Raw genomic sequence first — 26,222 nt, 5'->3', positions numbered from 1 at the left:
GAGAAACGATTAATCGTCGTTCATAATACCTAGAATGCTTAGTAGGCTGATGAAGATGTTGTAGATTGATACATACAAAGTTACTGTCGCAGAGATATAGTTTGTTTCACCGCCACGAATAATGCTTTGTGTTGTCATCAGGATCGCCATAGTAGAGAAAATGATAAACAAGCTGCTCAACGCCAAGTGTAAAAGGGTTGATTGAATAAAGAAGCTTGCAATCATGCCCACAACCAGCACAACAAATAGTGATAGCATTAAGCCACCCATCATCGATAGGTCACGTTTCGTTGTTAGTGCGTATGCCGATGCTGCCATGAAAGATAGTGCCGTACCACCGAGTGCGGTTAATACGATATCGCCCATGCCTGCACCGATGTACATGTTTAGAATAGGGCCAACGGTGTAACCTAAGAAGCCAGTAAATAGGAACGTAAACACAAGGCCAAGACTGTTGTTACGGTTTTTTTCTGTTAAGAATAATAGGCCGTAGAAACCAACCAGCATTAGGATGATACCTGGATGTGGAAGGTTAAATGCCATTGCAACGCCAGCAACGACTGCCGACCATAAAAGTGTCATTGAAAGTAGAGCGTAAGTATTACGCAATACTTTGTTCGTTTGTAGAGCACTTTCTTGAGTTGAAGTGCGGGTAAACATTGGACTGTTCATAATCTTCCTCGATAAGAGACTTTCTTTTAAGTACATTTATGGGATTGAAAGTTCAAAAAATCAAGCCCTAACCATACGTAACTTAGATAAAATAATAATAGAAATAAGATGTTATGTATTTGGCAACTTGTAACACAATATTACTGCCTAGCATAGCTATGTTGATTCTTACACAGATTTTTGAATTTAGTAACAAAAAGCACTGGCTTCATAGAAACCAGTGCTTTTTTATGTCGATTCGGCTAAATCTTAGTGGTGTAAGATTTGCGCTAGGAAGTTTTGGGTCCTATCCGATTGAGGATTCTCAAAGAAGTCGACCGGGTTGTTTTCTTCGATGATCTCTCCTGCGTCCATGAATATCACGCGATCGGCAACCTCTTTAGCAAAGCCCATTTCATGTGTCACACATAGCATAGTCATGCCTTCCTCGGCGAGTTCGACCATTACATCCAGTACTTCGCGAACCATTTCCGGGTCGAGTGCAGATGTTGGCTCATCAAAAAGCATGACTTTAGGGTTCATACACAAAGAGCGAGCAATCGCCACACGTTGTTGCTGGCCACCAGACAGCTGACCGGGATACTTCTCCGCTTGGTCTGGAATTTTTACACGTTCCAGATATTTCATCGCAACCGCTTCTGCCTCATCTTTTGGCATCTTCTTCACCCAGATAGGCGCGAGCGTACAGTTTTCCAGTACGGTTAAATGAGGGAAGAGATTAAAGTGTTGAAAGCACATGCCCACTTCTCGGCGTACTGCTTCAATGTTCTTTAAGTCTTCAGTTAATTCCGTACCAGAGACGTAAATGCTGCCTGCTTGGTGCTCTTCAAGGCGGTTAATACAGCGAATCATCGTTGATTTTCCCGACCCAGATGGGCCACAGATAACGATTTTCTCGCCGCGCTTAACGTCGAGGTTAATATTTTTTAGTACGTGAAACTCACCATACCATTTATTCATGTCCTTCAATTGGATCATGTAATCTTGTTGTTGCGTCATAATACGTCCTTGATCTTGATGAGTTATCGTTTGTGACCGGTATGAAGTTTGTTTTCAAGCCATATCGAATAGCGTGACATGCCAAAACAAAATACCCAAAACACTAACGCGACAAATACATAACTTTCTGTAGCAAAGCCTAACCATTCAGGGTCGGTGTTTGCTGCTTGCCCTATACCGAGTACGTCAAACATACCAATGATGAGTACCAAACTGGTGTCTTTAAACAAACCGATGAAGGTGTTCACGATAGAAGGAATAGTAATCTTTAGCGCCTGTGGCAAGATAATAAGCCCAGTCTTTTTCCAGTAACTTAACCCAAGCGCATCAGCGGCTTCATATTGACCTTTCGGAATGGCTTGTAGACCACCGCGTACCACTTCTGCCATGTAAGCGGAGGCAAACATAACCACACCTATAAGGGCGCGAATCAGTTTATCTGTCTCTGAACCTTCAGACATAAACAATGGAAGCATAACCGAAGCCATGAACAAAACCGTAATCAGCGGAACGCCACGCCAAACTTCAATGTAGACGGTACAAATGCTGCGAATGATCGGCATCTCTGAACGTCTACCAAGCGCAAGCACCACACCAATTGGCAATGAAACTACGATACCAACTAGCGCAATAATGAGTGTAACGAGTAGTCCACCCCACTTGTGTGTATCGACCACTTCTAGTCCAAAGACACCACCGTATAACAGCCCAGCGATGATGAATGGGTAGATGTTTACGAAGAAAAGCCAAATCCACATCCGTTTCGGTGTCTTCTCATACGCGAGTAAAACAGTAAATATGGCCAATGTGATATAGAAAAGGCGAGGGCGCCATAGTTCGGACTCTGGATAAAAACCATACATGAACTGCTCCCAGCGCACGCTGATAAATACCCAGCAAGCACCATCTCGGCTACAGTCGTCACGCGTTGAGCCAATCCAGTCTGCGTTAATAAACGCCCAATCCACGATATACCATATTGCAGTTACGACAATATACGCAAGAATGACAGTAACAATGGAATTGATAGGGCCATTAAATAGATTTTTCCGCATCCAACCAACGAAGCCTACAGTATTGGCGGGTGGTGGGAGATCCGGTTGAAATTGATGAGTACTCATATTATCTCTCCACCAGCGCGACTTTACGGTTATACAAGTTCATTAATGCAGACGTAATCAGACTTAATGTCAAGTACACGCCCATCGTCATCGCAATGATCTCAATCGCTTGTCCCGTTTGGTTCAGGGTAGTACCAGCAAACACAGAGACAAGATCTGGGTAACCAATCGCCATCGCTAACGATGAGTTTTTGGTGAGGTTGAGATATTGACTGGTTAAAGGTGGAATAATAATTCGTAACGCTTGAGGAATGACAACAAGCTTTAAAGTTTTCGAGCGTGGTAAGCCTAGCGACATCGCTGCTTCGGTTTGACCATGGCTAACCGCATTAATACCAGAGCGCACAATCTCAGCAATGAAAGAAGCTGTATAAACACTCAATGCCAAAAGTAGCGCAGCCAATTCAGGAATAATGCTAATACCACCTCGGAAGTTAAACCCTTTTAGTTCAGGATAATTCAGTGAAATTGGCATACCAGCAAGGAAGTACACAACCAATGGAAGGCCAACAACTAAACCCAAAACTATTCTTCCCATTGGGGTTTGTTGCCCGGTGAGACGTTGCTTATTATTCGCCCATACATTAATTAATAAGCTTGCGATTACCCCGAAGATTAACGCGGCAATAACGTAGCTACTGCCAGGTTCCATAGTCGGTGCAGGGAAATATAAGCCACGAACGTTCAGGAAAATAGCTTCACCAAGACTTAAGCTTTGGCGTGGTGAGGGTAATGCTTGAAGAACAGCGAAATACCAGAAGAATATTTGCAGAAGAAGGGGGATATTTCGGAAAGTTTCGATATAAACTGCCGCTAAACGACTAACTAACCAGTTAGAAGAAAGGCGGGCAACCCCCATGGTAAAGCCAATCACAGTAGCCAGAATAATACCTAATACGGAGACTAACGCCGTATTAAGAAGGCCGATGATAAATGTTCTACCGTAAGAGTACGTTTCATCGTATTCAATTAATGTTAACCCAATACCAAACCCGGCTTCTTGATTCAGAAAACCGAAGCCCGTTGCAATACCACGAGCATCTAAGTTATTGAGAGCGTTGTTTACAATCGTGTAAAAGAAAAATACCAGTGCAGCAATGGCAATGATCTGGAAAATAGCAGAACGAAAGGCAGGATTATAAATCAGGCTCTTGCTTCCGCTTGGTTTGGACATCGTACTTGGCGATGCATCTTGTGTCGGTTTCATACAGCGATAACCTCAAACCTTAGTTATAGATATCGACCTGTATAACGAAGTTTCGTCCTTGCTGGCTAAAGAATAACGCTCTCATGTCTGGTGACATACGAACCTTTAAAGCCGTTCCACCAAGCGAGCGCTTTTCGCCATCCAATGAGCGATCCTTACTCATACAGTGAGATATAATCAAGAAAAAGGGCGGCATGAACCGCCCTGATTAACTCTTTCTATCGGATTGGTGGCGCGTACATAAAGCCGCCTGCATTCCATAGCGCATTAACGCCACGAGAGATTTCTAACGGCGAACCAGTACCGACTGTACGTTCGAAGCTTTCACCATAGTTACCAACTTGTTTGATAACCTGGTAGCCCCAATCGTCGCGGATACCCAACCCTTTGCCTTTAGGGCCATCAACACCGAGGATACGCTTGATGTTTGGATCTGTTGATTTCAGCATTTCATCCGCATTCTTCGAACTAATACCGTATTCTTCAGCGTTAATCATCGCAGACAATGTCCACTTAGCGATGTTAAACCATTGATCATCGCCTTGACGAACGACTGGACCTAGTGGCTCTTTAGAGATGATTTCTGGAAGAACGGCCGCAGAGGACGGATCTTTCAAATTCAAACGTAGTGCATAAAGGCCAGATTGGTCAGTTGTTAGTACGTCACAGCGTCCCGCATCAAAACCTTTCGAAGTTTGCGCCGCTGTGTCGAATACCACTGGTTTGTACGCCATGCCTTGGTTGCGGAAATAATCTGCAAGGTTTAGCTCGGTTGTTGTACCTGATTGAACACATACCGACGCACCATCAAGCTCTTTAGCACTTGATATACCAAGTTCCTTCTTCACCATAAAGCCTTGACCGTCGTAGTAGTTCACACCTACGAAGTTTAGGCCCAGTGCAGTGTCACGGTGGAGAGTCCAGGTCGTGTTACGGGAAAGCACATCAATCTCACCAGATTGAAGCGCAGTGAAACGTTCTTTTGCGGTTAGGGGTACATATTTAACTTTCGTTTTATCCCCAAGAACGGCTGCAGCCAGTGCTTGGCAATATTCTACGTCGATACCTTCCCATTCGCCTTTTGAGTTAGGGTTAGAGAAACCAGGTAGACCGGTACTTACGCCACAAGTAAGAAAGCCTTGTTTTGTGACTTTGTCCAGAGTAGTGTCTGCTGCTTGAGCTGATGTTGCCATCATCGCAGTAGAAGCCGCTACGACGGAAGCAAGAACTGTGAGTTTATTTGCCATTTGTATCCTTCCTGTATGATCCATGTTTAATCAGGAGTGACCTGAAATAACGTGTCCAATTCGTTAGAGTTATCGTCCTACGTGATTGATTTTCGAAGAAACGGCATTCGATAGATCAACCAGTTATAAGCGTAGGAAAGGATCTGTTAATTCTCAAATATATAATTTAAATGAAGTTTTGAGAGAACTTACAAAGTGCCTTGAGATTTAGAATGACGAAATGTTAATTGTTTGTAAATAGTGCAATTCATGGACAATTTGGTGCATCAGAACAATCAATAGAAGAGTGAACAATACAAAAGAATAAAAAGTTGTTATTAAAACTGTCATTAGCTGAGCAAGGTGAAGTTCAGTAAAAATTCAAACAAAAATTATTTGTGATACCGAAACAGGGTGATGAGCTTGCCCCATTTTTGGTAGCATGGTCTACAACAGCTAATTAGAGTAATCATGGATTGAAATGCGATATTTTCCTCTGTTCTTAGATTTAATTAATAAACCCGTTCTCGTCGTGGGTGGCGGTGAGGTGGCAAGCCGAAAGGTGGAAGCGTTGCTAAAGGCTGGGGCGGATGTGACTATCGTTTCTCCGACGTTGGTTGATTTTCTGTCTAAGCTTGCTTCTGAGCATCAACTGCGCTGGGTACAACGTTTCTATTCGAGTGACATTGTCACTAAAAACTTTGTTCAAGTGTGGGCGACGACAGACAATCCTGAGCTAAATCACCAAGTGTACAAAGATGCCAAAGAGCTAGGCATCTTGGTTAACGTTGTGGATGATAAGCCTTATTGTGATTTCATCACGCCGTCTATGATTAATCGTGGCCGCATCCAAATCGCAATCTCTAGTGGTGGAGCTTCGCCAGTTTTAATTCGAAACATCCGTGAAAAACTTGAATCGATACTGCCACAAAACATGGGGTTGATGGCGGACTTTGCTAACTCAAAGCGAAACTCAATTAAAGAGGCGCTGCCTAGTGTCGATTTACGCCGCAAGTTTTGGGAGCAATTCTTCTCGAACCCCGAGGTGGAAAACGCGCGAGATAATCGTGAGTTAGAAGCAATTTACCAAGCGACCATGGCAACACCTTTAGATGAAAAGGGAAGTTGTACTTGGGTTCATGTTGGGAAAGATGTTGAGATGTTGCCAATAAAAGCCGTACGCTATATGCAACAAGCGGAGCTGGCTCTGTACTCAACTCGATGTGAAGCGAATGTGTTAGAACTAATACGAAGAGATGCAGAAAGAGAAGCTTTCTCGAGCGCTGCTGAGCTTTCGGATATGCTGGCCAAGGCTAAAGCTGAAAAGCTTCGAATTTGCGTGTTCATACCACAAGGAACGAGCGAATTCGTATTGCTGCAAGGACAGGACTTAGTTATCTAGCAATGCCAAATGCTAAAGTGGATACGTAGTTCGTTACACTAAAGCCAATAAAAAACGCCAGCGGATTATGCGCTGGCGTTTTTATTTACTTCTCAGATTGATTAATCACGGAAGTTGTTAAACTGGAATGGGATACCCATCTCTGCTTCACGAATCGCTGCCATTGTCGCTTGCAGGTCGTCGCGTTTCTTACCGGTAACACGTACTTTGTCGCCTTGAATAGAAGCTTGTACTTTTAACTTTGCGTCTTTGATAAGTTTCACTACTTTTTTCGCCGTTGGAGTATCAATACCTTGGCGGAAAAGCAGAGTTTGGTGCCAGTTTTTACCAGTAACGTCTGGGTCTTGTGCATCCATTGCGTTCGCGTCAATGTTACGCTTCGCTAAGTGGCCGCGTAAAATGTCGCGCATTTGCTTAAGTTGGAAGTCACCTTCCGCAGACATTTTTACGTTTTCTTCTACTAGCTCAAAGCTCGCATTTACGTTGCGGAAATCGAAACGAGTAGACAATTCACGGTTAGCATTATCAACGGCGTTACGTAGTTCAACCGTATCGATTTCAGAAACAATATCAAACGATGGCATGAAGATTCCTTGATTATTTTGTTATAGGGACTTTCGGGACTTAACAGCGCTTGCCAGCATATCTAGCATTGTAGCAGTGTCTTCCCAACCTAGGCATGGATCTGTAATAGACTGACCATACGTTAGGTTATTGATGTCAGTCATTGGCTGATTGCCTTCAAGAATAAAGCTTTCTGCCATGATACCCGCAATACGAGTGCTGCCTGACTTAATTTGGTTACAAATGTCTTGAGCTACGTCGATTTGTTTTCTGTGTTGCTTCTGACAGTTTGCATGGCTGAAATCCACAACCAAACGTTGTGGCAATCCAAACTCAGCTAAAGCATCACATGCTTGTTTGACTGATGCTTCATCAAAGTTAGGGCCTTTTTCTCCACCGCGCAGAATAATATGACCGTAAGGGTTGCCACTTGTGCGGTAAACCGTCATTCGACCGTTCTTATCTGGCGAGTAGAAGTAATGCGATGCTTTCGATGCGCGAATTGCATCAATTGCAATTTTTACGTTGCCATTTGTGCCATTTTTGAAACCAACTGGGCAAGATAGTGCCGACGCCATTTCACGGTGAATTTGTGATTCCGTTGTGCGAGCACCAATCGCGCCCCAAGTGATCAAATCCGCGATGTATTGGCCAGTGATCATATCAAGAAACTCAGTAGCAGTCGCAAGACCAAGCTTGTTGATATCCAGTAGTAGTTTACGAGCTTTATGAAGACCAGCTTCAAGTGCGTAAGAACCATCTAGGTTAGGGTCCGTAATCAAACCTTTCCAACCAACTACTGTACGAGGCTTTTCAAAGTAAGTACGCATCACGATAAACAGTTCGTCTTTGTACTTGTCTTGGATTTCACTCAGGCGAGTGGCGTAATCAATGGCAGCTTCAGTGTCGTGAACAGAACACGGACCTACAATCGCAAGAAGGCGATCGTCTTCACCCGATAAAATGTTTTCAATCTGACGACGAGATTGAGCGATACGGTCTGCAACGTCATCCGTAATAGGATGTACACTACCTAGCTCTGCTGGGGTAGGCATTGGACCCAAAGGCTGGGTTCTCAATTCATCTGTTTTTATAGGCATGTTATAGCTTTATTCTCTATTGCGAAGGGGTAAAGATAACGGAATTACAGGCAGGAATAAACCGTTTCACGGGAATCTTCGCCAGGAAATACCGAATTGTATACAAAGGTGTAGGTATTCATTTAAATGACTTATGTATAAATGACAAAACTTGATCATTAAATCAATATATATACATTTGAATTTATAACCATTTTATCTATCTCGCTGTAAGGTAATCTAAGTAACTGCGATAAACTTCATACCTCACGGGTGACGCCGTCACTTCATGAGGGTTAAATAACTCGTGAGATCGAGCTTTTGTTAACATTTCTTTGACATCTATTTCTTTCGTTGATTAACTGGTCTGACTAGATTGGTAAGGAGACCAAAATGTTATCAGCTCTACGTCGTGCGAATTTGTATCTAAATCTGTTTGGCTTTTCGAAAGTGCCGCTGATTTGGCTTTGCCACCCTAAAATCATTGCGATAGATAGCAAGCATGTTGAGGTTCGTATCCCATTGCGCAGAAGAACGAAGAACCACCTGAATAGCATGTATTTCGGCGCTTTAGCCGTTGGCGCTGATGTTGCTGGTGGTTTTCTTGCTATGAGTAAAGCGCAAGAAAAGGGAGAAGCGATCTCGCTAGCATTTAAAGGTGTGAAAGCCGAGTTTTTAAAGCGCCCGGAAGCCGATGTGCACTTTGTTTGTAACGATGGTCATGTCATTGATGAGATGCTCGAGCACACCTTGGCAACGGGTGAACGAGTAAATCGTGACGTAAAAATTGTCGCGCTGTGTCCTAACTTACATGGTGACGAGCCAATGGCTGAATTTTCGCTTACTCTTTCGATAAAAAAAGCAGCCCAACAAAGAAAAGAGGCTGCCTAGTGGTTTGTGGCTCGTTTGTTTAAAGGCGTTGGCTTAATTGAGTTCAATCTTCTCGATAGAGACGATTTTGGAGCGATTTAAGACCACTTTCCAGCGGTAATAAACAGGCTCATCGGTGTGGTTGTCCTCTTTGACAATCACATTGAGCAAATGACGTTTCTCTACTGACTCTTTGGTTACTTGACCTTCATTTAAACGGTAAACTCGGTTTGAGCTTTTATCCATCAAGCGGATGATAGGGCGCAAACTGATGTTCAATGTTTCTCTCGTTTGTTCGTAACCACTCAAGAAAAGAGAGGTCGCCATTTCGGTTTTCTCGTGATAATGAAGAATCTGCTCTTCACGTTGAACGACGCGTTTTTTACGTATTCTTTGAATCTTATCCGGCAAGCTACTTAAGGTACGATAATCGAGCCACTCCAATTTTTTGCCAACCACTTTTTTCGTCGTTGGATCAACGTACTTCTTACGCCATTTTGGTTTGCCTTTACGGATCCATCGCCACATGGCATCGCGTAAATCATCTTTAAAGATTTCTCGTAAAGCGTAAATAAAAGACATCGCGATAATGAATGAGGCAGAAATTTCCCCCAGATAATCGCGAGCGAGAATCACGGTCGAGGTCACGACAACCATCACTAAACCGGTTGCAATACCTTTGATAGCGCGCTTAATGTTGTTACCCATCGATATGGTTTCTTCACGAAGCACGATAGGGTGTTCAATCAATCGCCTTAGCAAGCGCATTTTGTTAGATAGGCGAGTAACGTCTTCAACGACTCTTGATGAGTTGTATTTGTTGAGTTTACGATGGGCTTGCTCTTTCTCACATAGCGTGATCAGACGCTTTTTGATCGTGCCATAGTCGCCTTCACGTGGTAGATGGGCCACCAGTGACAGGAACTTTTGCTCGGTATACCAAGACAGATAGTTATCGATGTTAACGTAGTAGCGTTTTAAGTTCTCTTCATAAGGAATAGAACGCCGCAAGCGCTTTAAGATCTCAAGCGTGAGCTCGATAACTTCGTCCACTTCATCTTCCGTTACGGAGTTGTTCTCATGCTTGTTTAAACTTGCTACCGCTTTGTCTAGCGCGATAACGTATTGGTAAGCGAACAAACTCAAACTTACTCGGTATTGCTGATTCGACAGGCGTCCACGTTTGGCAAGTCGACTGTGTACTAGCGGAAGAAGGATTTCAGTACTGTAATAAGATCGTTGCTGTGTGATTGAGGTGTAATAAAATTCGGATTCACTGATGATATCGGCGTTTAAACCAAGCTCACCAGGTATAAAAAAGTAAATATCTAGGTCGACACTTTTGCTCTTTGCGAGTGCATGACTGATTTTTAATGTTATTGAGTCTTGTTTATCGACGGTGACCAAAGAAAGCTCCTGACTTTGCTAAAGCATTCTTAACTTATGCGTTCCGTTGAGCAGGTAAGTATAAGAGTGCTAAAAGAGTGACTGGGGCATATAGCTGAACGACAACAGCATAACAGAGCACTATGCTTTTCTCTCTGATTTTCTTGTTAGTTTAGGTATAATTCCACGTAAATTTAAAAAGAGACAAAATCAATGATTAAAATTGGTCAAATTAACAGCTTAGAAGTCATTAAAAAGGCTGATTTTGGCGTATTTCTGGATGGCGATGATTACGGTTCTGTTCTACTACCTAGTAAGTATGTACCAGAGGGTACTGAAATTGGTGAGTATGTAGACGTATTTCTGTACTTCGATTCAGAAAGCCAACTTGCTGCGACCATTGAAAGACCAATTGCCCAAGTGGGTGAGTGGGGTTTAATGAAGATTGAGGGTGTGAATGCGACAGGTGCTTTTGTAAATTGGGGCATCAAAGAAAAGGACTTACTGATTCCTTTTAGTGAGCAACGCACTCGCTTCTCTGCCGGACAAACCATTTTAGTGTATGTTTATACCGACAAAGCGTCAGGTCGCATTGTTGGTACGACTAAGTTCAATAAATGGTTAGATAAAACTCCAGCGAATTATGAAGTTAACGAGCAAGTTGATTTGATCATCGCAGAGCGTAGTCAACTTGGTTATAAAGCTATCGTTAACGGTAAGCATTGGGGCATGATTTTCCCATCGGATGTTTTTGGTAAGCTTTACATCGGTAAAAAGCTGAAAGGCTTTATTAAGCACATTCGTGAAGATGGCAAAATCGACCTTGCTCTACAAAAAGTCGGTGTGGCGAAAATGGACGATCTTTCTAGTAAGATCCTTGACCTGCTAGAGAAGAAAGGCGGATTTTTGCCTTTGAATGACAAGTCGTCTCCTGAAGCGATTTTTGATGCTTTCCGCACAAGTAAAGGGACTTATAAAAAGACCATCGGTGGCTTATACAAGCAGGGTAAAATTGTCATTGAGAAAGACGGTATTCGTCTAGCGTAGTCCTAACTCACGTATAGCGGATCTGCAGCCAAAAAAACGGCCCAAACTTTTCCTTTTTTTGGGCCTAGGGGAAACGGCTCCGCAGAGCCTGCGCTAAACTTGTCCAACAATAATTTTGTTGGTGAACATAGAGAGAAATGCCACATCAAAGCATTACTTTGATACAACTAGTTTAGTACAGCGTATCCGGATCGCTAGCGAGCCCAGTTGCTTTCATACTTACGAATTAAAAAGCCATCGCAAATACGATGGCTTTTCATTTATTTATGATTCGCTACTTCTTTAAAATAAGTTCTTATCTCGTACTAATTCGCGAGGAAGACCATTCTTTATTCGGTTGCTTACCCACTTGCCAAGGCCAATAACTGCGCCTTGATAGGTGACAAGTACTTCGCCTTTACCTGTTTTCATTCCCTCAGGAATGGTTTGTGGGCGAACATCACGCCCCATGTACCATTCGCGCGCTTCTTCAATACTGAGTTCAATGGCGTTGCTTTCAGAACCTGTCGCCAGGGCAGTCGCGACTTGGTGTTGCCAACGGTAGCCATTTTTATGGGCTTCCGCGATCTTTATACCCATACGGGAGAAGCGTAATTCGCCGATCATCGGTTCTAAAGCATTAGGGAATAACCAGACATCTTTATCGCGAAGCCATACAGAACTGTCATTTGGAAGTTTAATACCTAACGCGCTTTGGAGTTGTTGAGCAATTTCTGTCGATTCTTTTTTTGAAGTTTTAGCAAAGGGGAATTTCCCCATGCGCTTTTTGACTTCTGGCGCCTCAACAGCAGCCAGTTTGCGAATTCTTGCAACAAAGAACCCTTCACAGTCGTAGACCTGCGGGAAAATATGCAAAAAGCCTTCTTCAGTTAGAGCTGCCTCTGCGTTCTCAAACAAGTTCTCAAGGCTTTCAAACTCTACAGCATCCCCAAAGGTTTCTTTCAAGTGATGACAAACTTGTTGGTTTTCTTCTGTACTGAGCGTACATGTTGAGTAAACCATCACACCACCGGGCTTTAATGCATGGAAGGCGCTTTCAATAAGATCTTTCTGCGTGTCAGCGATGTCGAGTACGGAAGCTTGCGTCCAGTTTTTCATCGCATCTTCGTCTTTGCGAACGGTGCCTTCTCCAGAGCAAGGCGCGTCGAGCAAAACCGCATCAAATTGTTCTGGTAGCCAACCGCCAAAAACGCGTCCATCGAAGTTACTTAGTGCGGCGTTACGTACCCCACAACGTTCCACATTAGCGTGCAGTACTTTTACACGACTTGCGGCGTATTCATTGGCCACAAGTACACCTTCGTTGTTCATTAAAGCTGCAATTTGAGTGGTTTTTGAGCCTGGAGCGGCTGCGGTATCTAACACGGCATCGTAAGATTCATCATTCATAAACAGAGCAGATACCGGCATCATCGAACTGGCTTCTTGAATGTAGAATAAGCCAGACATGTGTTCTGCTGTGTTGCCTAATGGTACAACTGACTCGTCCGCTTCAATCCAAAACCCCGTGTCACACCAAGGCACAGGAGAAAGCTTCCAGCCTTTTGTTTCTGCTCGTTCTAAAAACGCTTCAACGCTGATCTTCAACGTATTAACTCGAATACTCTTGCGCAGTGGCTTTTGGCACGATGCGATAAAGTCTTCCATGTTGAGGTGAGCTGGAAGGATAGTTTGGATTTTTTCCAGAAACGCGTCTGGGATGTAAACATTAGGATGCAATGTGGGATCTCGTTTGCAGAATTTGTGGCAAATAATATACGAAAGCGAAGCAGAAACGAATAGTGACAAGGGCCGAGCAATAAAAAAGAGCAGCGATTGCTGCTCTTTTAAGGTACTCAAACTTCAATTGTACCTGAATTGAGCTTTATTCTACGGCTTAGGAATCGCAGTACGCCATTGAGTCCAACCTTCTTCAGCTTGTGGATACAAAAAGAAAGATTGCCCACTTTTTGCCGCTGGTGGAATAGTCGATTGCTCTGGCGTTGAAAACGCAATTCCTCCGCGAACTAAACTATCAAATGTGCCTGCTTTGATGTTCGCGCCAGTAAGCCCGATGGAGACATCTACTCCTGAAACATTCCAAAACACGCTGTTTTGACGAACGAGGTAAGCATATTCAGGCTGTATTTTGATAGTCGTGACGATGCGATCAGCAAATTCTCCTAGGCTTACGTCGGTCACTTGGCCAACTTCCATCTGGCGGTAAAGAATAGGGGTACCGACTTGTACTGAGCCTCTTTGTTCACTTTGTAACGTAAACATGATTCCATGCACGCGTTCTGAACTATTTTCTAACTGAAAATCAAATTTGGCTTTACCTTTACCTGGTTCAACACTGATGGATTTCGACACCAACGCTCCGAGGTTTTTAACGCCACCTAAACCAATTTCTGGTTCAGTTAGCCAAAAATGTGAACCTTCAACTGCAATGTTTTCTACGTATTCAGGTAGGATTCTTGCAGTGACTTCAACCATGTTACGACGAAAATTCGGTACAACCAGAGTGATTTCACCAACTTTAACACCTTGATATTCAATCGGCATTCCTTTAGCAATCTCTTGCGAACCGTCGGTTTCTAAAGCAATGACGCGCCCAAACTTGCGAGCGGTTTTTTGATCAGAATACAGCTTCCAGTTTTCTCCGATTTTGTTTTCAACGCCTGGTACGGAGTCAAAAGCGATGCCACCTTCGATTAACGATTTTAAAGGGTGCGCTTTCACACTAACTCCGGCTAATGATGCATCTATCTCGATCCCTGAACGATTCCAAAAAACGGTTTGTGGCGTTACAAGATAAGCGAAGCGGTTTTCGATGGTAGCCTTAATTAGTACTCCGCCATCAACTAGTTGGAAATCGGAGACGTTACCAACTGGAAGATTACGATAGAGTAGAGGACTGCCTTTGGAAATCGGCGGCAATTCAGAAGCAAATAGTGTTAGCGCCCTAGAGCCACTTTGATTGTACTGCGCCAATTCAGCCAATGATTCATTTTGGAACAGCTGATACTCTTTTTGAATATCCTGCTTGCCTTCGCTCACAAAACTAATTGACCCGGTTAACAACTGCTTTGCTGGAGGAACGGTAACGCTGAGCCCGGATTCAGTTAACTCTGCTGATGCACTGCCGGTTACATAAAAACGATTGTTTGATTTGATCAGATGTTTGTATTCATGGTCAATCAATACATCCATAAATACTTCGTGTTGTGATTTTTTATCTTCCTTAACTAGGCCCACTTTGATGATTGAACCAACAACGATGCCTTTATAAAGTACATTGGCACCGCTATCTAGGCCAAACGAATTGTCGGACACCAACCGAATCGCGATGGACTTTTCTTGCTGTTGGTTAAACACGTTTTTACGAATGGCAGTAAAGCGGCGAGAGCGTTCACCCGCGCCCGGCACGATCGTTAAGAAGTTTCCTCGCACTAAATTAGCAATGTTTTCAACACCAGAAAGGGACACTTTTGCTTCTTCTAAAACAAATCGAGTACCTGTCGTCAGCATGTCACTAAAAGCGGGTTGAATTGCCGCTGACGCCAATATCACTTCTCGGCCTTCGGAAAGGCTCAAGTCCGTAACTTGGCCAATTTCGATTCCGCGATACATAATTGGAGCGCCTTCTCCGCTGATCTTGCTGTCATCAGGTAGGACGATTTTAACCGCGATGCCTCGACCAGCAGTTTTCAAATCTTTATACAAACGGAACTCGGTGTTCTCTTCTACAGGCTCACCATCATCCGGAGAGTCGACGGCGATGGCGCCACCTAGTAAGGCACTCATGCTTTCTAGTCTTACATCGACACCTTCAAAACCGATGCTGGCACCAATTCCACTGACGTTCCAGAATCGACTGCGGTTGTTAATGATATGTCGGTATTGATCCTGAATGTTGGCTTGAATAGTGATAGATTTTGCATCTTCATCTAGCTGGTAACTGTACACTTCACCGATTGGGATTTTCTTATAAACAATTTGAGAGCCAACCGATACACCACCTAAATCACGGCTTTTGAGCTTAATATTCAAACCTTGAGAAACGCGTAAATCTGTTGGGGCAGAGTCTAACGCATGGAATGTTGTCTCAAACTCTTGACCATCTCCGGGTTGAATCGAGATGTAGTTACCTGAGACGAGCGCATCCAGTCCGGAAACTCCCGTTAGGCTAGCTGTTGGTTTTACTAACCAAAAGCGTGTTTTATCGTTCAGTAACTTTGCAGCTTCAGGATAGATATCAGCATCGACATAAATACTGCCGAGATCTTCGGTGAGGTTAATGTCTCTTACCATGCCGACTTCTAATCCTTGGTAACGGATAGTGGTTCGGCCGGCGACAAGACCAGCGGCATCAGAAAAATAGATTTGCACTCGTTGTCCTGCATCGTGTATCGACTTCACAACAAGCCAGCCAGCTAAGACCATGGTCAAAATTGGCAACAGCCAAAGAGGAGATATGCCTTTACTCCGCTTTACATCTGGTACGTATGACGTTTGAGAACTGTTCTGATCACTCATTCATTGACTCTTTTTCTGATTGTTTTGGGCTTGTTTGGTCCCAGATTAGCCTTGGATCAATACTTTCTGCTGCAAGCATGGTCAATACAACGACAACACCAAATGCTACCGCGCCATATCCTGGTGTGAAATCCAGTATCTGACCACGATCGACTAACGTCATCATGATAGAAATAACAAACAAATCCATCACAGACCATTTACCGATCCATTTAACAACAAAGTAAACCATCATTCGTTGTCTCTTAAACACCGAACGTTTGAATTGGATGCAAAGCATGATGTAGGCGAGCCCAAGTATTTTAATCACCGGGACAACGATACTGGCAACAAAAATGATCGCAGCGATTCCATACATGCCGCTTTTTACTAAACCAGCCACGCCTGAAAAAATAGTGTCCTCCAAACGCTTACCATTGGTAAGCAAGATGGAAATAGGGATCAGGTTAGCAGGGAAGATGGCGACCGTTGCTGCGATGAGGTAAGCCCATGTTTTCTGGATGGAGTTTGGCTTGCGATGATATAACTCGTGATGACAACGCTGGCAATGGTCACCTTCAGGTTGGGACAAGTGGCATTCATGGCAATGCACACCTTTATGCTCAAAAGCATATAAACTTTCTGGTTTCCAAGCTTCCCAATAACGACGCACGCTGATTCTTGAAACTAACAAAACGGTAAATATCTGCAAAAGAACCAGACCAATTAACCCTGGACCGACGAAAATGTCGGAATAATCTTGGAGTTTAAAACAGGAAATGGCGATGCTAACTAAGAACACATCTAACATAACCCAATGCTTCAAATGTTGAATTAGCCACAGTGAGATACGAAGCCCACGGAACCATCGTTGATGTAAAGAAATATGCGCCGTTACCACTGAAACACAAACCGTCAGTGGCGCAAGAGAGCTACAAAATAGAATGAGCAATGAAAGAAGAACAAATCCTTCTTCCATCAATGTGATCATCCCTGAAGGTAGGGTTGCCGGAATCATCACACCAAAGAGTCGGATGCTAATAAAGTTAAAAAAGTGCGATGGAATAAATAGTAGGATGCAGGTTATCGCGACGGCTAGATTACCAGAGAGGCTAGGGCTACCTCCGCGATATAATTGTGTACCACAACGAGGGCAGTGTGCATTTTTGCCATGGGGTAAGTCGACGATGTCGACAGGCAATTCACAACCTTGGCACAGACGTACGTTATTGGATTGCATGGCGTGCTTAGACAGAGAGGTCATAACGACCTCTCTAGCTTGAACGATTTAAGCGTGGGACTGTATGCCCCCATATAAGGTTTGATATAAGCCTTCTTGCTCAACTAACTCACCATGAGTACCAGTTTGCGTCACTTTCCCATCTTCAAGCACGTAGATCAAATCGGCTTGTTTAACAGCGGATAGTCGGTGCGCAACGATTAATGTTGTTCTACCACGTAAGAACTCGGTCAGTGCTTTGTGTAAAGCCGCTTCAGTAGCGGTATCTAACGCAGACGTGGCTTCGTCTAAAATAACAAATTGAGGATTACTCAGCACCATTCTAGCAATGGCAAGCCGTTGTCGTTGACCTCCTGACAAACGAATGCCATTACGACCAACTTGAGTATCCAAGCCGTGGTTAAGTTGAGAAATTACATCATGCAGCTGAGCCACTTCAAGCGCACGCCAAAGTGACATTTCGTCAAAATTACCACCAAGCGTTAGATTATGCCTCAAGGTGTCGTTAAATAGTATAGGTTGCTGTAATACCACGGCAATTTTGTCGCGAATTACTTCAAAGCCAATATCTTCTGTTAATTCATCATTAAAGCGAATGCTACCGGAGTTTTGACGGTAAACCCCAATAAGTAATTGTATCAAGGTTGACTTACCACCGCCGCTTGCACCAACCAACGCCACTTTCTTTCCTGCCGGCATATGTAAAGAAAGATTATCTAGGACTTTGTTTTCATTATTGTACGAGAAATTAATGTTTTCTACTTTAACATCAACTTCTCTACCTTCTTTGAAAGGATTTACCTTAGGAACCGGTCTCTGCTCTTCTTCTAACTCTAATAAGTCGTTGATGCGTTTTAATGCCGCTTTAGCGCTATACCAAGAAAACTGAATCCCAAGCAACTCTTGAACAGGAGACAGCATGAACCATAGGTAACCAAAAACGGCAAATATTTGGCCAATAGTAAGGTCACTGAACATGACCATTAACATTGCGACAGCTCTGAATAATTCAAAGCCGATCAAAAAGAGAAGGAAAGAAACGCGACCAGCCGCTTCAGATTGCCAAGCATACTTGTCTGCATCAACGCGAACTTGGTTCGCACTGTCTTTGAGTTGTTGGAGGAATTCTCGCTCTTTATTGGCCGCGCGTAGTTGGTAGATTCCATCTAATGTTTCAACTAAGCGGTTTTGGAAAATTTCAAAAGAATGATTTTCCTTCCGTTTCAGATGTTTAACCATACTGCCTAGTTTACGTGAGAAGTAAATGACAATAGGGTTAACTAACAGGATAAACAGACCAAGTCGCCAATCGAGCCAAAGTAGAACGATAGCAGTACCAATAACAGTCAGAAAACTGATAACGAATTTTGCTAACGTAGAACCAATAAATTTATCAATGGTCTCAATGTCAGTGATAAGGTGTGCGTTGATTCCTCCGCTACCTTTGGTCTCGTATTGTCGGATGCTGATACGGCCGAGTTTGTCGATCATTTTACTGCGCATCTCAAACGTGATGGTTTTTGAAACAAGCGTAAATTGTCGGCTTTGAAGGATATTTAATCCTTGGCTCGCAGCTCGCATAAGAACAACCAAGAACAGGGTGAAGAAAATATAGCCTGTCGGAGTGTGCCACGCTTCAGGGAGAATGGCATTCATGGCATCTAAGCCTTTTGCAGGTTGGTCCAATAAGACCTCATCAACCATCAAAGGCATGAGGAGGGGAATTGGAACACTAATCAAGGTTGCAAGCACCGCTATCAAGTTCGCTATGATCAGCTTGGACTTGTGCTTTTTTACTTGTGTTATCAACCAAGAACGGCTAATAGTGTCATTTTTCAGAAGCATTGTAATTGAGAATAAGTCCTATTATAAAGTAGGGCTGCATTTTAGCGCCATACATTGAGAATGGAAGCTTTTATAGTAAGTAGGAAGTTAATATGAACTTAGAACAATACCAAAGACTAACCAAACAAGCTGTTGCTCTAATTGAGTCTGAACCAGACTTTATTGCGAACCTAGCAAACTTGAGCTCATTGCTTTTCATGGAACTTGACGATCTTAACTGGGCAGGCTTTTACCTAACAAAAGGTGAAGAGCTTGTTCTTGGTCCGTTCCAAGGAAAACCAGCTTGTGTTCGTATCCCAATGGGTCGAGGCGTCTGCGGTACTGCTGCACAAACTAATACTATACAAAGAGTATACGACGTTCACGAATTTGAGGGGCATATTGCGTGCGATGCAGCGAGCAATTCAGAAATTGTGATTCCATTTTCTATTAATGGAAAGGTGGTTGGTGTACTTGATATTGATAGTCCAAGTATTGGCCGATTTAATGAAACAGACGAAGAAGGTCTCACTCATTTCATGGTTGAAGTAGAAAAGCTGCTTAATTCACACGCGAACGACGCATAAATTAGCCTTCGAGTGTGGTTTTTCCTTGGCATGTCACTATAATACGAGAATATTTTTTCTTAATGCTCGCGGAAATCCGCTCAAATCAGGACCCCTCATGACTGAAAAGTTAAAAAACAGCAAAGAAGTTATTGCATATATTGCTGAATGTTTCCCTAAGTGCTTTACTTTAGAAGGTGAAGCAAAACCTCTGAAAATTGGTATTTTTCAAGATCTTGCGGAACGTCTAAATGAAGACGAAAAAGTAAGCAAAACACAGCTTCGTGCAGCGTTAAGACAGTACACTTCATCATGGCGTTACCTACACGGTGTAAAACCAGGTGCAGTACGTGTAGACCTAGATGGCAACCCTTGTGGTGAGCTAGAAGAAGAGCACGTTGAACACGCGAAAGCGACACTTGCAGAAAGCAAGGCGAAAGTTCAGGCTCGTCGTAAAGAACAAGCACAAAAAGCTCGTGAAGAGGGTAAGGCGAAAGCGAAACCTGCGGCTAAAAAGCCTCAACAGCCTCGTCGTACTAATAAACCAAAAGTACAAAAACCAACTAAGCCTGTAGAAACGCGCGCTCTAAATGCTGATGAAATCACAGTAGGTAACGCAGTTAACGTGAACATGGGCAAAGGAAACATGGCAGCGACCATTGTTGAAATCAATAAGGATGATGTACGTGTTCAACTTGCTAACGGCCTACAAATGGTTGTGAAAGCGGAGCACTTGCGCGCATAAAGGAGATACTCCTACGCATGAATTGCCGTTCAAAAGTGACCCTGATTGCTGCTAGCTTATGGCTAGCAGCATCAGCTCAGGCTCTTGAAGCCAAACTACATAAAGATGACCTGCCGGTTCTTTCTCCTGAAGTTCAGCATGAAACAGCTAGCAAACGAGTCACCTCGCGATTTACCCGCTCTCATTATAAGCACTTCAGCCTCAATGATGATTTCTCTAAAGCGATATTTGAACGCTATGTAGAGTTGCTTGATTACAATAGAAATATTTTCACTCAAGCAGACATCGATTCATTTAAAAATTGGTCAGTCGAGCTTGATGATCAGCTTAAATCGGGCAACAACCAAATTGCTTTTGATGTTTACAACCTCTCAATGCAGAAGCGTTTCGATCGTTTTGCTTATGCGTTAACTCTACTCGATGAAGAGATCAAGTTTGATACCGATGACGAGATAGAGTTAGACCGCTCTGAGGCAGCATGGCCAAAAGACGAAGCAGAGCTCAACGAGTTGTGGCGCAAGCGTGTGAAATATGACGCGTTAAATCTGAAACTGACTGGCAAAGAGTGGCCAGAGATTAAAGAAGTTTTAGAGAAGCGTTATAACAACGCGATGAAGCGCATCACACAGACCAACAATGAAGACGCATTTCAGTTGTATATGAATGCCTTCGCGCGACAGGTTGACCCTCATACAAGCTACCTTTCTCCACGTAATGCCGAGCAATTCCAATCGGAAATGAACCTTTCTCTAGAAGGCATCGGCGCCGTTTTGCAAATGACAGACGATTACACAGTAATTCGTTCACTTGTTGTTGGCGGTCCGGCATCAAAGAGTAAGCAACTTGGTGAAGGGGACCGAATCACTGGTGTTGGACAAGACGGTGAAGAAATTGTCGACGTGATCGGTTGGCGTCTGGATGATGTTGTTCAGTTAATCAAAGGCCCTAAAGGCACAAAGGTTAATCTACAGATCTTGCCAGAAGGTAACGATGCGAAGAGTTACATTGTCACAATTGTTCGTGACAAAGTTCGCTTAGAAGATCGTGCGGTTAAGTCAGAAATCATCGAAAAAGACGGTAAGAAGATTGGTATTTTAGAAGTACCAAGTTTCTACGTCGGCTTATCGAAAGACACCGATAAATTACTAGCTGAGTTGAAAACCAAAAACGTTGACGGCGTAATCGTTGATCTACGCAACAATGGCGGTGGTGCGCTAACAGAAGCAACGGCATTGACAGGTCTATTCATTAAAGAAGGCCCTGTAGTTCAAGTCCGTGACAGCTATGGCCGCATCAAGGTGAATGCCGATACCGATGGAAAAGTGAGTTATGATGGCCCATTGACGGTATTGATTAACCGCTACAGTGCTTCAGCATCTGAAATTTTTGCAGCGGCAATGCAAGATTATAATCGTGCAATCATCTTAGGTGAAAACTCTTTCGGTAAAGGTACAGTTCAGCAACATCGTTCACTGAATCATATTTATGATCTTTTCGATAAAGAGCTAGGTTATGTTCAGTACACGATTCAGAAATTTTATCGTATTGACGGTGGAAGTACGCAAAATCGTGGTGTTGCACCAGATATTTCGTACCCAACGCCAATTGAGGCTTCTGAAACTGGTGAAAGTGTTGAAGACAATGCTTTACCTTGGGATCAGATTGATAAAGCACAATATCAAACGTTTCCAAGTAACGACGCCTTAGTTGAAAAACTTACTGCTCTTCATAACAAGCGTATTTCTGATGAGATGGAGTTCCGCTTTATCAATGAAGACATCGAGAAATATCGTAAAGAAAAAGACGATAATACTTTGTCTTTGAACGAGAAAGTTCGTAAAGCTGAATCGGATAAAGCGGAAGCACTTCGATTACAACGCATAAATGAACGTCAAGCTGCTTTGGGTAAAAAAGCATTCAAAACATTGGATGACATACCAAAAGACTACGAGGCTCCTGATGTTTATTTAGATGAGTCTGTCGCGATTATGGTCGATCTACTTAAGCAGGAAAATCAGTCATAATAACTGGCAATTTAGAATAAAAAGAGTGAGTCTTTCAGATTCACTCTTTTTTTATGCCTTTTTGTCTTCCGCTGTCTCGATATCGAGCAAGATATTCGCTTATTTTCCCCCAATAATTTACGTGATCTACATCTAAAATTTCGCGAAAGTGAGGACTACTGGCTAAGCTAAAAGAAAACGATAAGGATGCCGATATGAAGTGGTTCTTTATTTTACTTAGCTTTTGCTGCTTTAGTGTGTTTGGTGGAGAAAACACCAGAGAAGATGAATTAAGTCACTTTGACACGCCGTTTCTCATCGGAGACTGGTATTTGATGAACCCAAACCCCGAAGAGTCGGCTGAAAACTTTCGTGCGATCAAACTCTCATTAGGTTCTGACTACAGCTTTTCTATTGATATTCAAAAGAAAGACTATTCCGTTGACCATTGGGAAGGGCTGTATAACGCAAATGAAGACACCATCGTTCTTGGTTTAAACACCGACGAGCCTCAAATTTATGCCTATCGCAACAACCATAATACGCTTGATCTTAATGGTGTAACATTCACTAAGGGATTATCCAATTCACTTGCAGGTATTTGGTCTAGCTCTCACGTATCTGGCGACGGTCTTGTGGCCAACAACATTAATCAGATGGATTTGATACTTCAACCTGATTTCGTGTTCATGTTTAGGGTTTCGAACGAAGAAGGGGATGAGTCCATCAAACAAGGTGTGTTTTACACAGAAGATGAGTTTTTGGTTCTGTTGTATGAAAATGGCGAGCATGGAACCACGTATAAGCTCAACAAGAATGAGCTAACGATCGAAGATTCCAATGGTGATATGTACGCCGTACTCAATAGAGTTACGCCATGATGCCTTTAACATGCGCCAAATTACGCGTGCGTACGGTAAGTCATTAATGTTGTTTAAATGTTAATCAAAAAACGGAGCTAGAGCACTAAAAGCTCCGTTTTTTGATAGAAAGACTTGTATTCTGATACCACAACCCCTACAAATAACTTATATAGTGATACCAGAACTGCATTTTTGATCATGCAGTCTGGTATTTTTGTTGTTCGACATACAAGGATTTATGCTCATGTCTCAAGCTCCCCAGGCCAAATATCGTAAAGATTATAAAGAGCCATCTCATGCGATTACTGATATCGATCTTACTTTTGATCTATATGACAATGACACAATCGTTACGGCGGTATCAAAAGTTGCTCAAAAAGGCGATACAACAACGCTAGAACTCGATGGCGAAGGGCTTGAGCTACGCGCTGTAAAAGTAAATGGTGAGGATTGGGCTCATCACGAGGTGAAGGAGTCATCGCTGGTACTGACCGATCTTCCATCCGAGTTTGAACTTGAAATCGTCACCAAAATTGATCCTGAAGCGAATACAGCACTCGAAGGTTTGTACAAATCAGGCGGTGCATTTTGTACTCAGTGTGAGGCTGAGGGCTTTCGCCGTATCACGTACTATCTAGACCGTCCGGATGTTCTAGCAAAATACACAACAAAAGTGATCGCAGATAAAGCTGCTTACCCATATTTGCTGAGCAATGGTAACCGAATTGCAGAAGGCGATGCAGAGAACGGTCGTCACTGGGTTCAATGGCAGGATCCGCATCCAAAACCAGCTTACTTGTTCGCCCTCGTTGCAGGCGACTTTGATGTATTGCGTGACAAATATACAACGATGTCAGGTCGCAGTGTTGATTTAGAAATCTTTGTTGATAAAGGTAACTTAGATCGTGCAGGCCATGCGATGACATCGCTGATCAACTCGATGAAGTGGGATGAGGAACGCTTTGGCCTAGAATACGATCTGGATATTTACATGATCGTTGCTGTTGATTTCTTCAACATGGGTGCAATGGAAAACAAAGGCTTGAACATTTTTAACTCAAAATATGTGCTGGCGAACGATCAAACTGCGACAGATCGTGATTATTTAGGCATCGAAGCTGTGATCGGTCATGAGTACTTCCACAACTGGACTGGCAACCGTGTCACTTGTCGTGACTGGTTCCAACTAAGTCTAAAAGAAGGCTTAACCGTATTCCGAGACCAAGAATTCTCTTCTGACTTAGGCTCTCGTGCTGATAACCGTATTGATAACGTACGTATTATTCGTGGTCCTCAATTTGCGGAAGATGCAAGCCCAATGTCTCACCCGATTCGTCCTGACAAAGTCATTGAGATGAATAACTTCTACACGCTAACGGTGTATGAAAAGGGCAGCGAAGTTATTCGTATGTACCATACACTCCTTGGCGAAGAGGGCTTCCAAAAAGGAATGAAACTTTATTTTGAACGTCACGATGGTACCGCCGCGACGTGTGAAGACTTTGTTTCTGCAATGGAAGATGCCACCGGTGTTGATTTAAAACAGTTCCGTCTGTGGTACAGCCAATCGGGTACACCAACGCTGCGCGTAAATAGCGAATACAACGCTGATGCAAAAACTTACGCACTAACGGTAGAGCAATTTACGGAGCCGACGCAAGACCAAGCAGAAAAACAAGCGCTGCATATTCCGTTCGATATCGAGTTGTATGATTCGAAAGGTCGAGTTATCCCACTGGTGATTAACGGTGAATCAGTTAATAACGTGCTGGATATTAAACAAGATAAGCAAACGTTCGTATTTGAAAATGTCGAAGAACAGCCAGTGCCATCTTTGTTGCGTGAATTCTCGGCACCAGTCAAATTAGAATACGATTACAGCGATGACGAGTTAGTCTTCTTGATGAAGCACGCAACGAACGATTTTGCTCGATGGGACGCTAGCCAAATGCTATTGGCTAAATACATTCGTCAGAATGTGAAAAACGTTCAAGCGGGACAAGAAGTATCGCTTTCTGAAGGTGTGATAGATGCTTTCCGCGGTGTGCTGTTGGATGAAACGCTTGAGCCTGCTTTCATTGCTCAAGTTTTCTCTATGCCTTCAATCAATGAGATTACTGGTTGGTACCAGCAAATTGATATCGATGCCGTAGACAAAGTGCTAAACAGCATTACAGTGTCACTTTCTAAGGAATTAGAAGATGAGCTAAGTGCGACTTATCACACGCTTAAGCAAACAGAGTATACGATCGACCATGCTGCTATTGGCAAGCGTGCTTTACGTAACCGTTGCCTTCAGTACCTAGCATATACGGAAAAAGGTAATGATTTAGTCAACGCGCAGTACGCATCTGCAAATAACATGACAGATACGATTGCTGCGATGAGTGCCGCAAATAACGCTCAGCTCGAGTGTCGTGAAGCACTTATGGCTGATTATAGCGATAAATGGAAGCACGATGGTTTGGTTATGGATAAGTGGTTTGCACTGCAAGGTAGCAATCCTGCAGAGGATGCTCTTGAAAAAGTAAAAGCAACCATGAACCACGAAGCATTTAGTTTGAAAAATCCGAACCGTACGCGCAGCTTAATTGGCTCGTTCTTAAGTGCGAACCCTGTACGTTTCCATGATAAATCCGGTGTAGGTTACCAATTTGCCGGTGAAATTCTTCGCCAACTAAATGATTCGAACCCACAAGTAGCTTCTCGAATGATTGATCCTTTGCTTAAGTTCCGTAAATACGATGAAGCTCGCCAAGCAATGATTCGTGCAGAACTTGAAAAGCTCAAAGCAATGGATAATCTTGCTAAAGATCTATTCGAAAAAGTGACTAAAGCACTAGACGAATAGTAAACAACACAATAGGGTGGTCATTAAGACCACCTTATTTGTTTATGTCACTTAGTTTTC

The 26,222-nt window shown here is 43.2% G+C and carries 21 protein-coding genes; 8 read left to right on the top strand and 13 right to left on the bottom strand.

The window, feature by feature from the left end:
• Positions 1-9 precede the first annotated feature (9 nt).
• From R7F64_RS06355 to R7F64_RS06330, 6 genes are all read right to left on the bottom strand, one after another.
• Complete coding sequence (locus R7F64_RS06355) at positions 10-672, bottom strand: Bax inhibitor-1/YccA family protein (RefSeq protein WP_025766607.1); 663 nt, start codon at positions 670-672, stop codon at positions 10-12.
• A gap of 249 nt (positions 673-921) precedes the next feature.
• On the bottom strand, positions 922-1,671 hold the full coding sequence (locus R7F64_RS06350) for an amino acid ABC transporter ATP-binding protein (protein ID WP_005377400.1): 750 nt from the start codon (positions 1,669-1,671) through the stop codon (positions 922-924).
• Positions 1,672-1,694: 23 nt separating this feature from the next.
• Positions 1,695-2,792 (bottom strand): amino acid ABC transporter permease, encoded by a 1,098-nt coding sequence (locus R7F64_RS06345; protein WP_005389988.1) that lies wholly within the window; start codon positions 2,790-2,792, stop codon positions 1,695-1,697.
• Position 2,793: 1 nt separating this feature from the next.
• Entirely contained in the window at positions 2,794-3,999 is a 1,206-nt protein-coding gene (locus R7F64_RS06340) for an amino acid ABC transporter permease (RefSeq protein ID WP_005377402.1), read from the bottom strand.
• Positions 4,000-4,018: 19 nt separating this feature from the next.
• Positions 4,019-4,144, bottom strand: a complete 126-nt coding sequence (locus R7F64_RS06335) for a hypothetical protein (RefSeq protein ID WP_258490489.1) — start codon at positions 4,142-4,144, stop codon at positions 4,019-4,021.
• Between the two features lie 73 nt (positions 4,145-4,217).
• Positions 4,218-5,246 carry an amino acid ABC transporter substrate-binding protein gene (locus R7F64_RS06330; RefSeq protein WP_005377403.1) on the bottom strand — a complete coding sequence of 343 codons (1,029 nt, stop codon included), beginning with the start codon at positions 5,244-5,246 and terminating at the stop codon, positions 4,218-4,220.
• Positions 5,247-5,706: 460 nt separating this feature from the next.
• On the opposite strand from R7F64_RS06330, the gene R7F64_RS06325 reads away from it, so the two are divergent.
• Positions 5,707-6,627 (top strand): bifunctional precorrin-2 dehydrogenase/sirohydrochlorin ferrochelatase, encoded by a 921-nt coding sequence (locus R7F64_RS06325; RefSeq protein WP_005377406.1) that lies wholly within the window; start codon positions 5,707-5,709, stop codon positions 6,625-6,627.
• Between the two features lie 101 nt (positions 6,628-6,728).
• Here the strand turns inward: R7F64_RS06325 and R7F64_RS06320 are convergent, their stop codons facing one another.
• Both R7F64_RS06320 and R7F64_RS06315 read right to left on the bottom strand, forming a co-directional pair.
• Positions 6,729-7,211 (bottom strand): YajQ family cyclic di-GMP-binding protein, encoded by a 483-nt coding sequence (locus tag R7F64_RS06320; protein WP_005377415.1) that lies wholly within the window; start codon positions 7,209-7,211, stop codon positions 6,729-6,731.
• A 21-nt stretch (positions 7,212-7,232) separates the two neighbouring features.
• Positions 7,233-8,291, bottom strand: a complete 1,059-nt coding sequence (locus R7F64_RS06315; RefSeq protein ID WP_005390197.1) for a 3-deoxy-7-phosphoheptulonate synthase — start codon at positions 8,289-8,291, stop codon at positions 7,233-7,235.
• 372 nt (positions 8,292-8,663) lie between these two features.
• Between R7F64_RS06315 and R7F64_RS06310 the strand changes: the two genes are divergently transcribed.
• The gene (locus R7F64_RS06310) at positions 8,664-9,161 is read left to right on the top strand and encodes a DUF4442 domain-containing protein (RefSeq protein WP_005377418.1); all 498 of its coding nucleotides are present in this window, start codon (positions 8,664-8,666) and stop codon (positions 9,159-9,161) included.
• A 33-nt stretch (positions 9,162-9,194) separates the two neighbouring features.
• On the opposite strand, the gene R7F64_RS06305 is transcribed toward R7F64_RS06310, so the two are convergent.
• Positions 9,195-10,547: a hypothetical protein gene (locus R7F64_RS06305; protein WP_005377421.1), complete on the bottom strand. Its 1,353-nt coding sequence runs from the start codon at positions 10,545-10,547 to the stop codon at positions 9,195-9,197.
• Between the two features lie 192 nt (positions 10,548-10,739).
• On the opposite strand from R7F64_RS06305, the gene R7F64_RS06300 reads away from it, so the two are divergent.
• The gene (locus R7F64_RS06300; protein ID WP_054576876.1) at positions 10,740-11,573 is read left to right on the top strand and encodes a S1 RNA-binding domain-containing protein; all 834 of its coding nucleotides are present in this window, start codon (positions 10,740-10,742) and stop codon (positions 11,571-11,573) included.
• A 282-nt stretch (positions 11,574-11,855) separates the two neighbouring features.
• On the opposite strand, the gene rsmF is transcribed toward R7F64_RS06300, so the two are convergent.
• The 4 genes from rsmF to R7F64_RS06280 all read right to left on the bottom strand — a co-directional run bounded on the left by rsmF (position 11,856) and on the right by R7F64_RS06280 (position 19,155).
• Positions 11,856-13,292: a 16S rRNA (cytosine(1407)-C(5))-methyltransferase RsmF gene (gene rsmF / locus R7F64_RS06295; protein WP_047102329.1), complete on the bottom strand. Its 1,437-nt coding sequence runs from the start codon at positions 13,290-13,292 to the stop codon at positions 11,856-11,858.
• A 150-nt stretch (positions 13,293-13,442) separates the two neighbouring features.
• A complete protein-coding gene (locus tag R7F64_RS06290; RefSeq protein ID WP_017634276.1) occupies positions 13,443-16,091 on the bottom strand; it encodes an MlaD family protein in 2,649 nt (882 codons plus the stop codon).
• A complete protein-coding gene (locus R7F64_RS06285; RefSeq protein WP_318071535.1) occupies positions 16,084-17,334 on the bottom strand; it encodes a paraquat-inducible protein A in 1,251 nt (416 codons plus the stop codon). Before R7F64_RS06285 ends, R7F64_RS06290 begins: the two co-directional genes overlap by 8 nt.
• A 24-nt stretch (positions 17,335-17,358) precedes the next feature.
• Entirely contained in the window at positions 17,359-19,155 is a 1,797-nt protein-coding gene (locus tag R7F64_RS06280; RefSeq protein WP_005377431.1) for an ABC transporter ATP-binding protein, read from the bottom strand.
• A gap of 92 nt (positions 19,156-19,247) precedes the next feature.
• Here R7F64_RS06280 and R7F64_RS06275 point away from each other — a divergent pair, with 92 nt between their 5' ends.
• From R7F64_RS06275 to pepN, 5 genes are all read left to right on the top strand, one after another.
• Positions 19,248-19,721: a GAF domain-containing protein gene (locus R7F64_RS06275; RefSeq protein WP_005377433.1), complete on the top strand. Its 474-nt coding sequence runs from the start codon at positions 19,248-19,250 to the stop codon at positions 19,719-19,721.
• 97 nt (positions 19,722-19,818) lie between these two features.
• On the top strand, positions 19,819-20,445 hold the full coding sequence (gene proQ / locus R7F64_RS06270) for an RNA chaperone ProQ (RefSeq protein ID WP_005377435.1): 627 nt from the start codon (positions 19,819-19,821) through the stop codon (positions 20,443-20,445).
• Between the two features lie 17 nt (positions 20,446-20,462).
• Positions 20,463-22,469 carry a carboxy terminal-processing peptidase gene (prc, locus tag R7F64_RS06265; RefSeq protein ID WP_033905323.1) on the top strand — a complete coding sequence of 669 codons (2,007 nt, stop codon included), beginning with the start codon at positions 20,463-20,465 and terminating at the stop codon, positions 22,467-22,469.
• A 194-nt stretch (positions 22,470-22,663) separates the two neighbouring features.
• Positions 22,664-23,329: a hypothetical protein gene (locus R7F64_RS06260; protein ID WP_005377438.1), complete on the top strand. Its 666-nt coding sequence runs from the start codon at positions 22,664-22,666 to the stop codon at positions 23,327-23,329.
• Between the two features lie 226 nt (positions 23,330-23,555).
• Positions 23,556-26,162 (top strand): aminopeptidase N, encoded by a 2,607-nt coding sequence (pepN, locus tag R7F64_RS06255; protein WP_054574165.1) that lies wholly within the window; start codon positions 23,556-23,558, stop codon positions 26,160-26,162.
• The last annotated feature ends 60 nt before the right edge of the window (positions 26,163-26,222 follow it).

Source organism: Vibrio sp. Vb1980, from assembly GCF_033338615.1.
Lineage (GTDB): Bacteria > Pseudomonadota > Gammaproteobacteria > Enterobacterales > Vibrionaceae > Vibrio > Vibrio alginolyticus.
The sequence above is the reverse complement of the archived record's forward strand: the minus strand, read 5'-3'. Positions and strand labels throughout refer to the sequence as shown.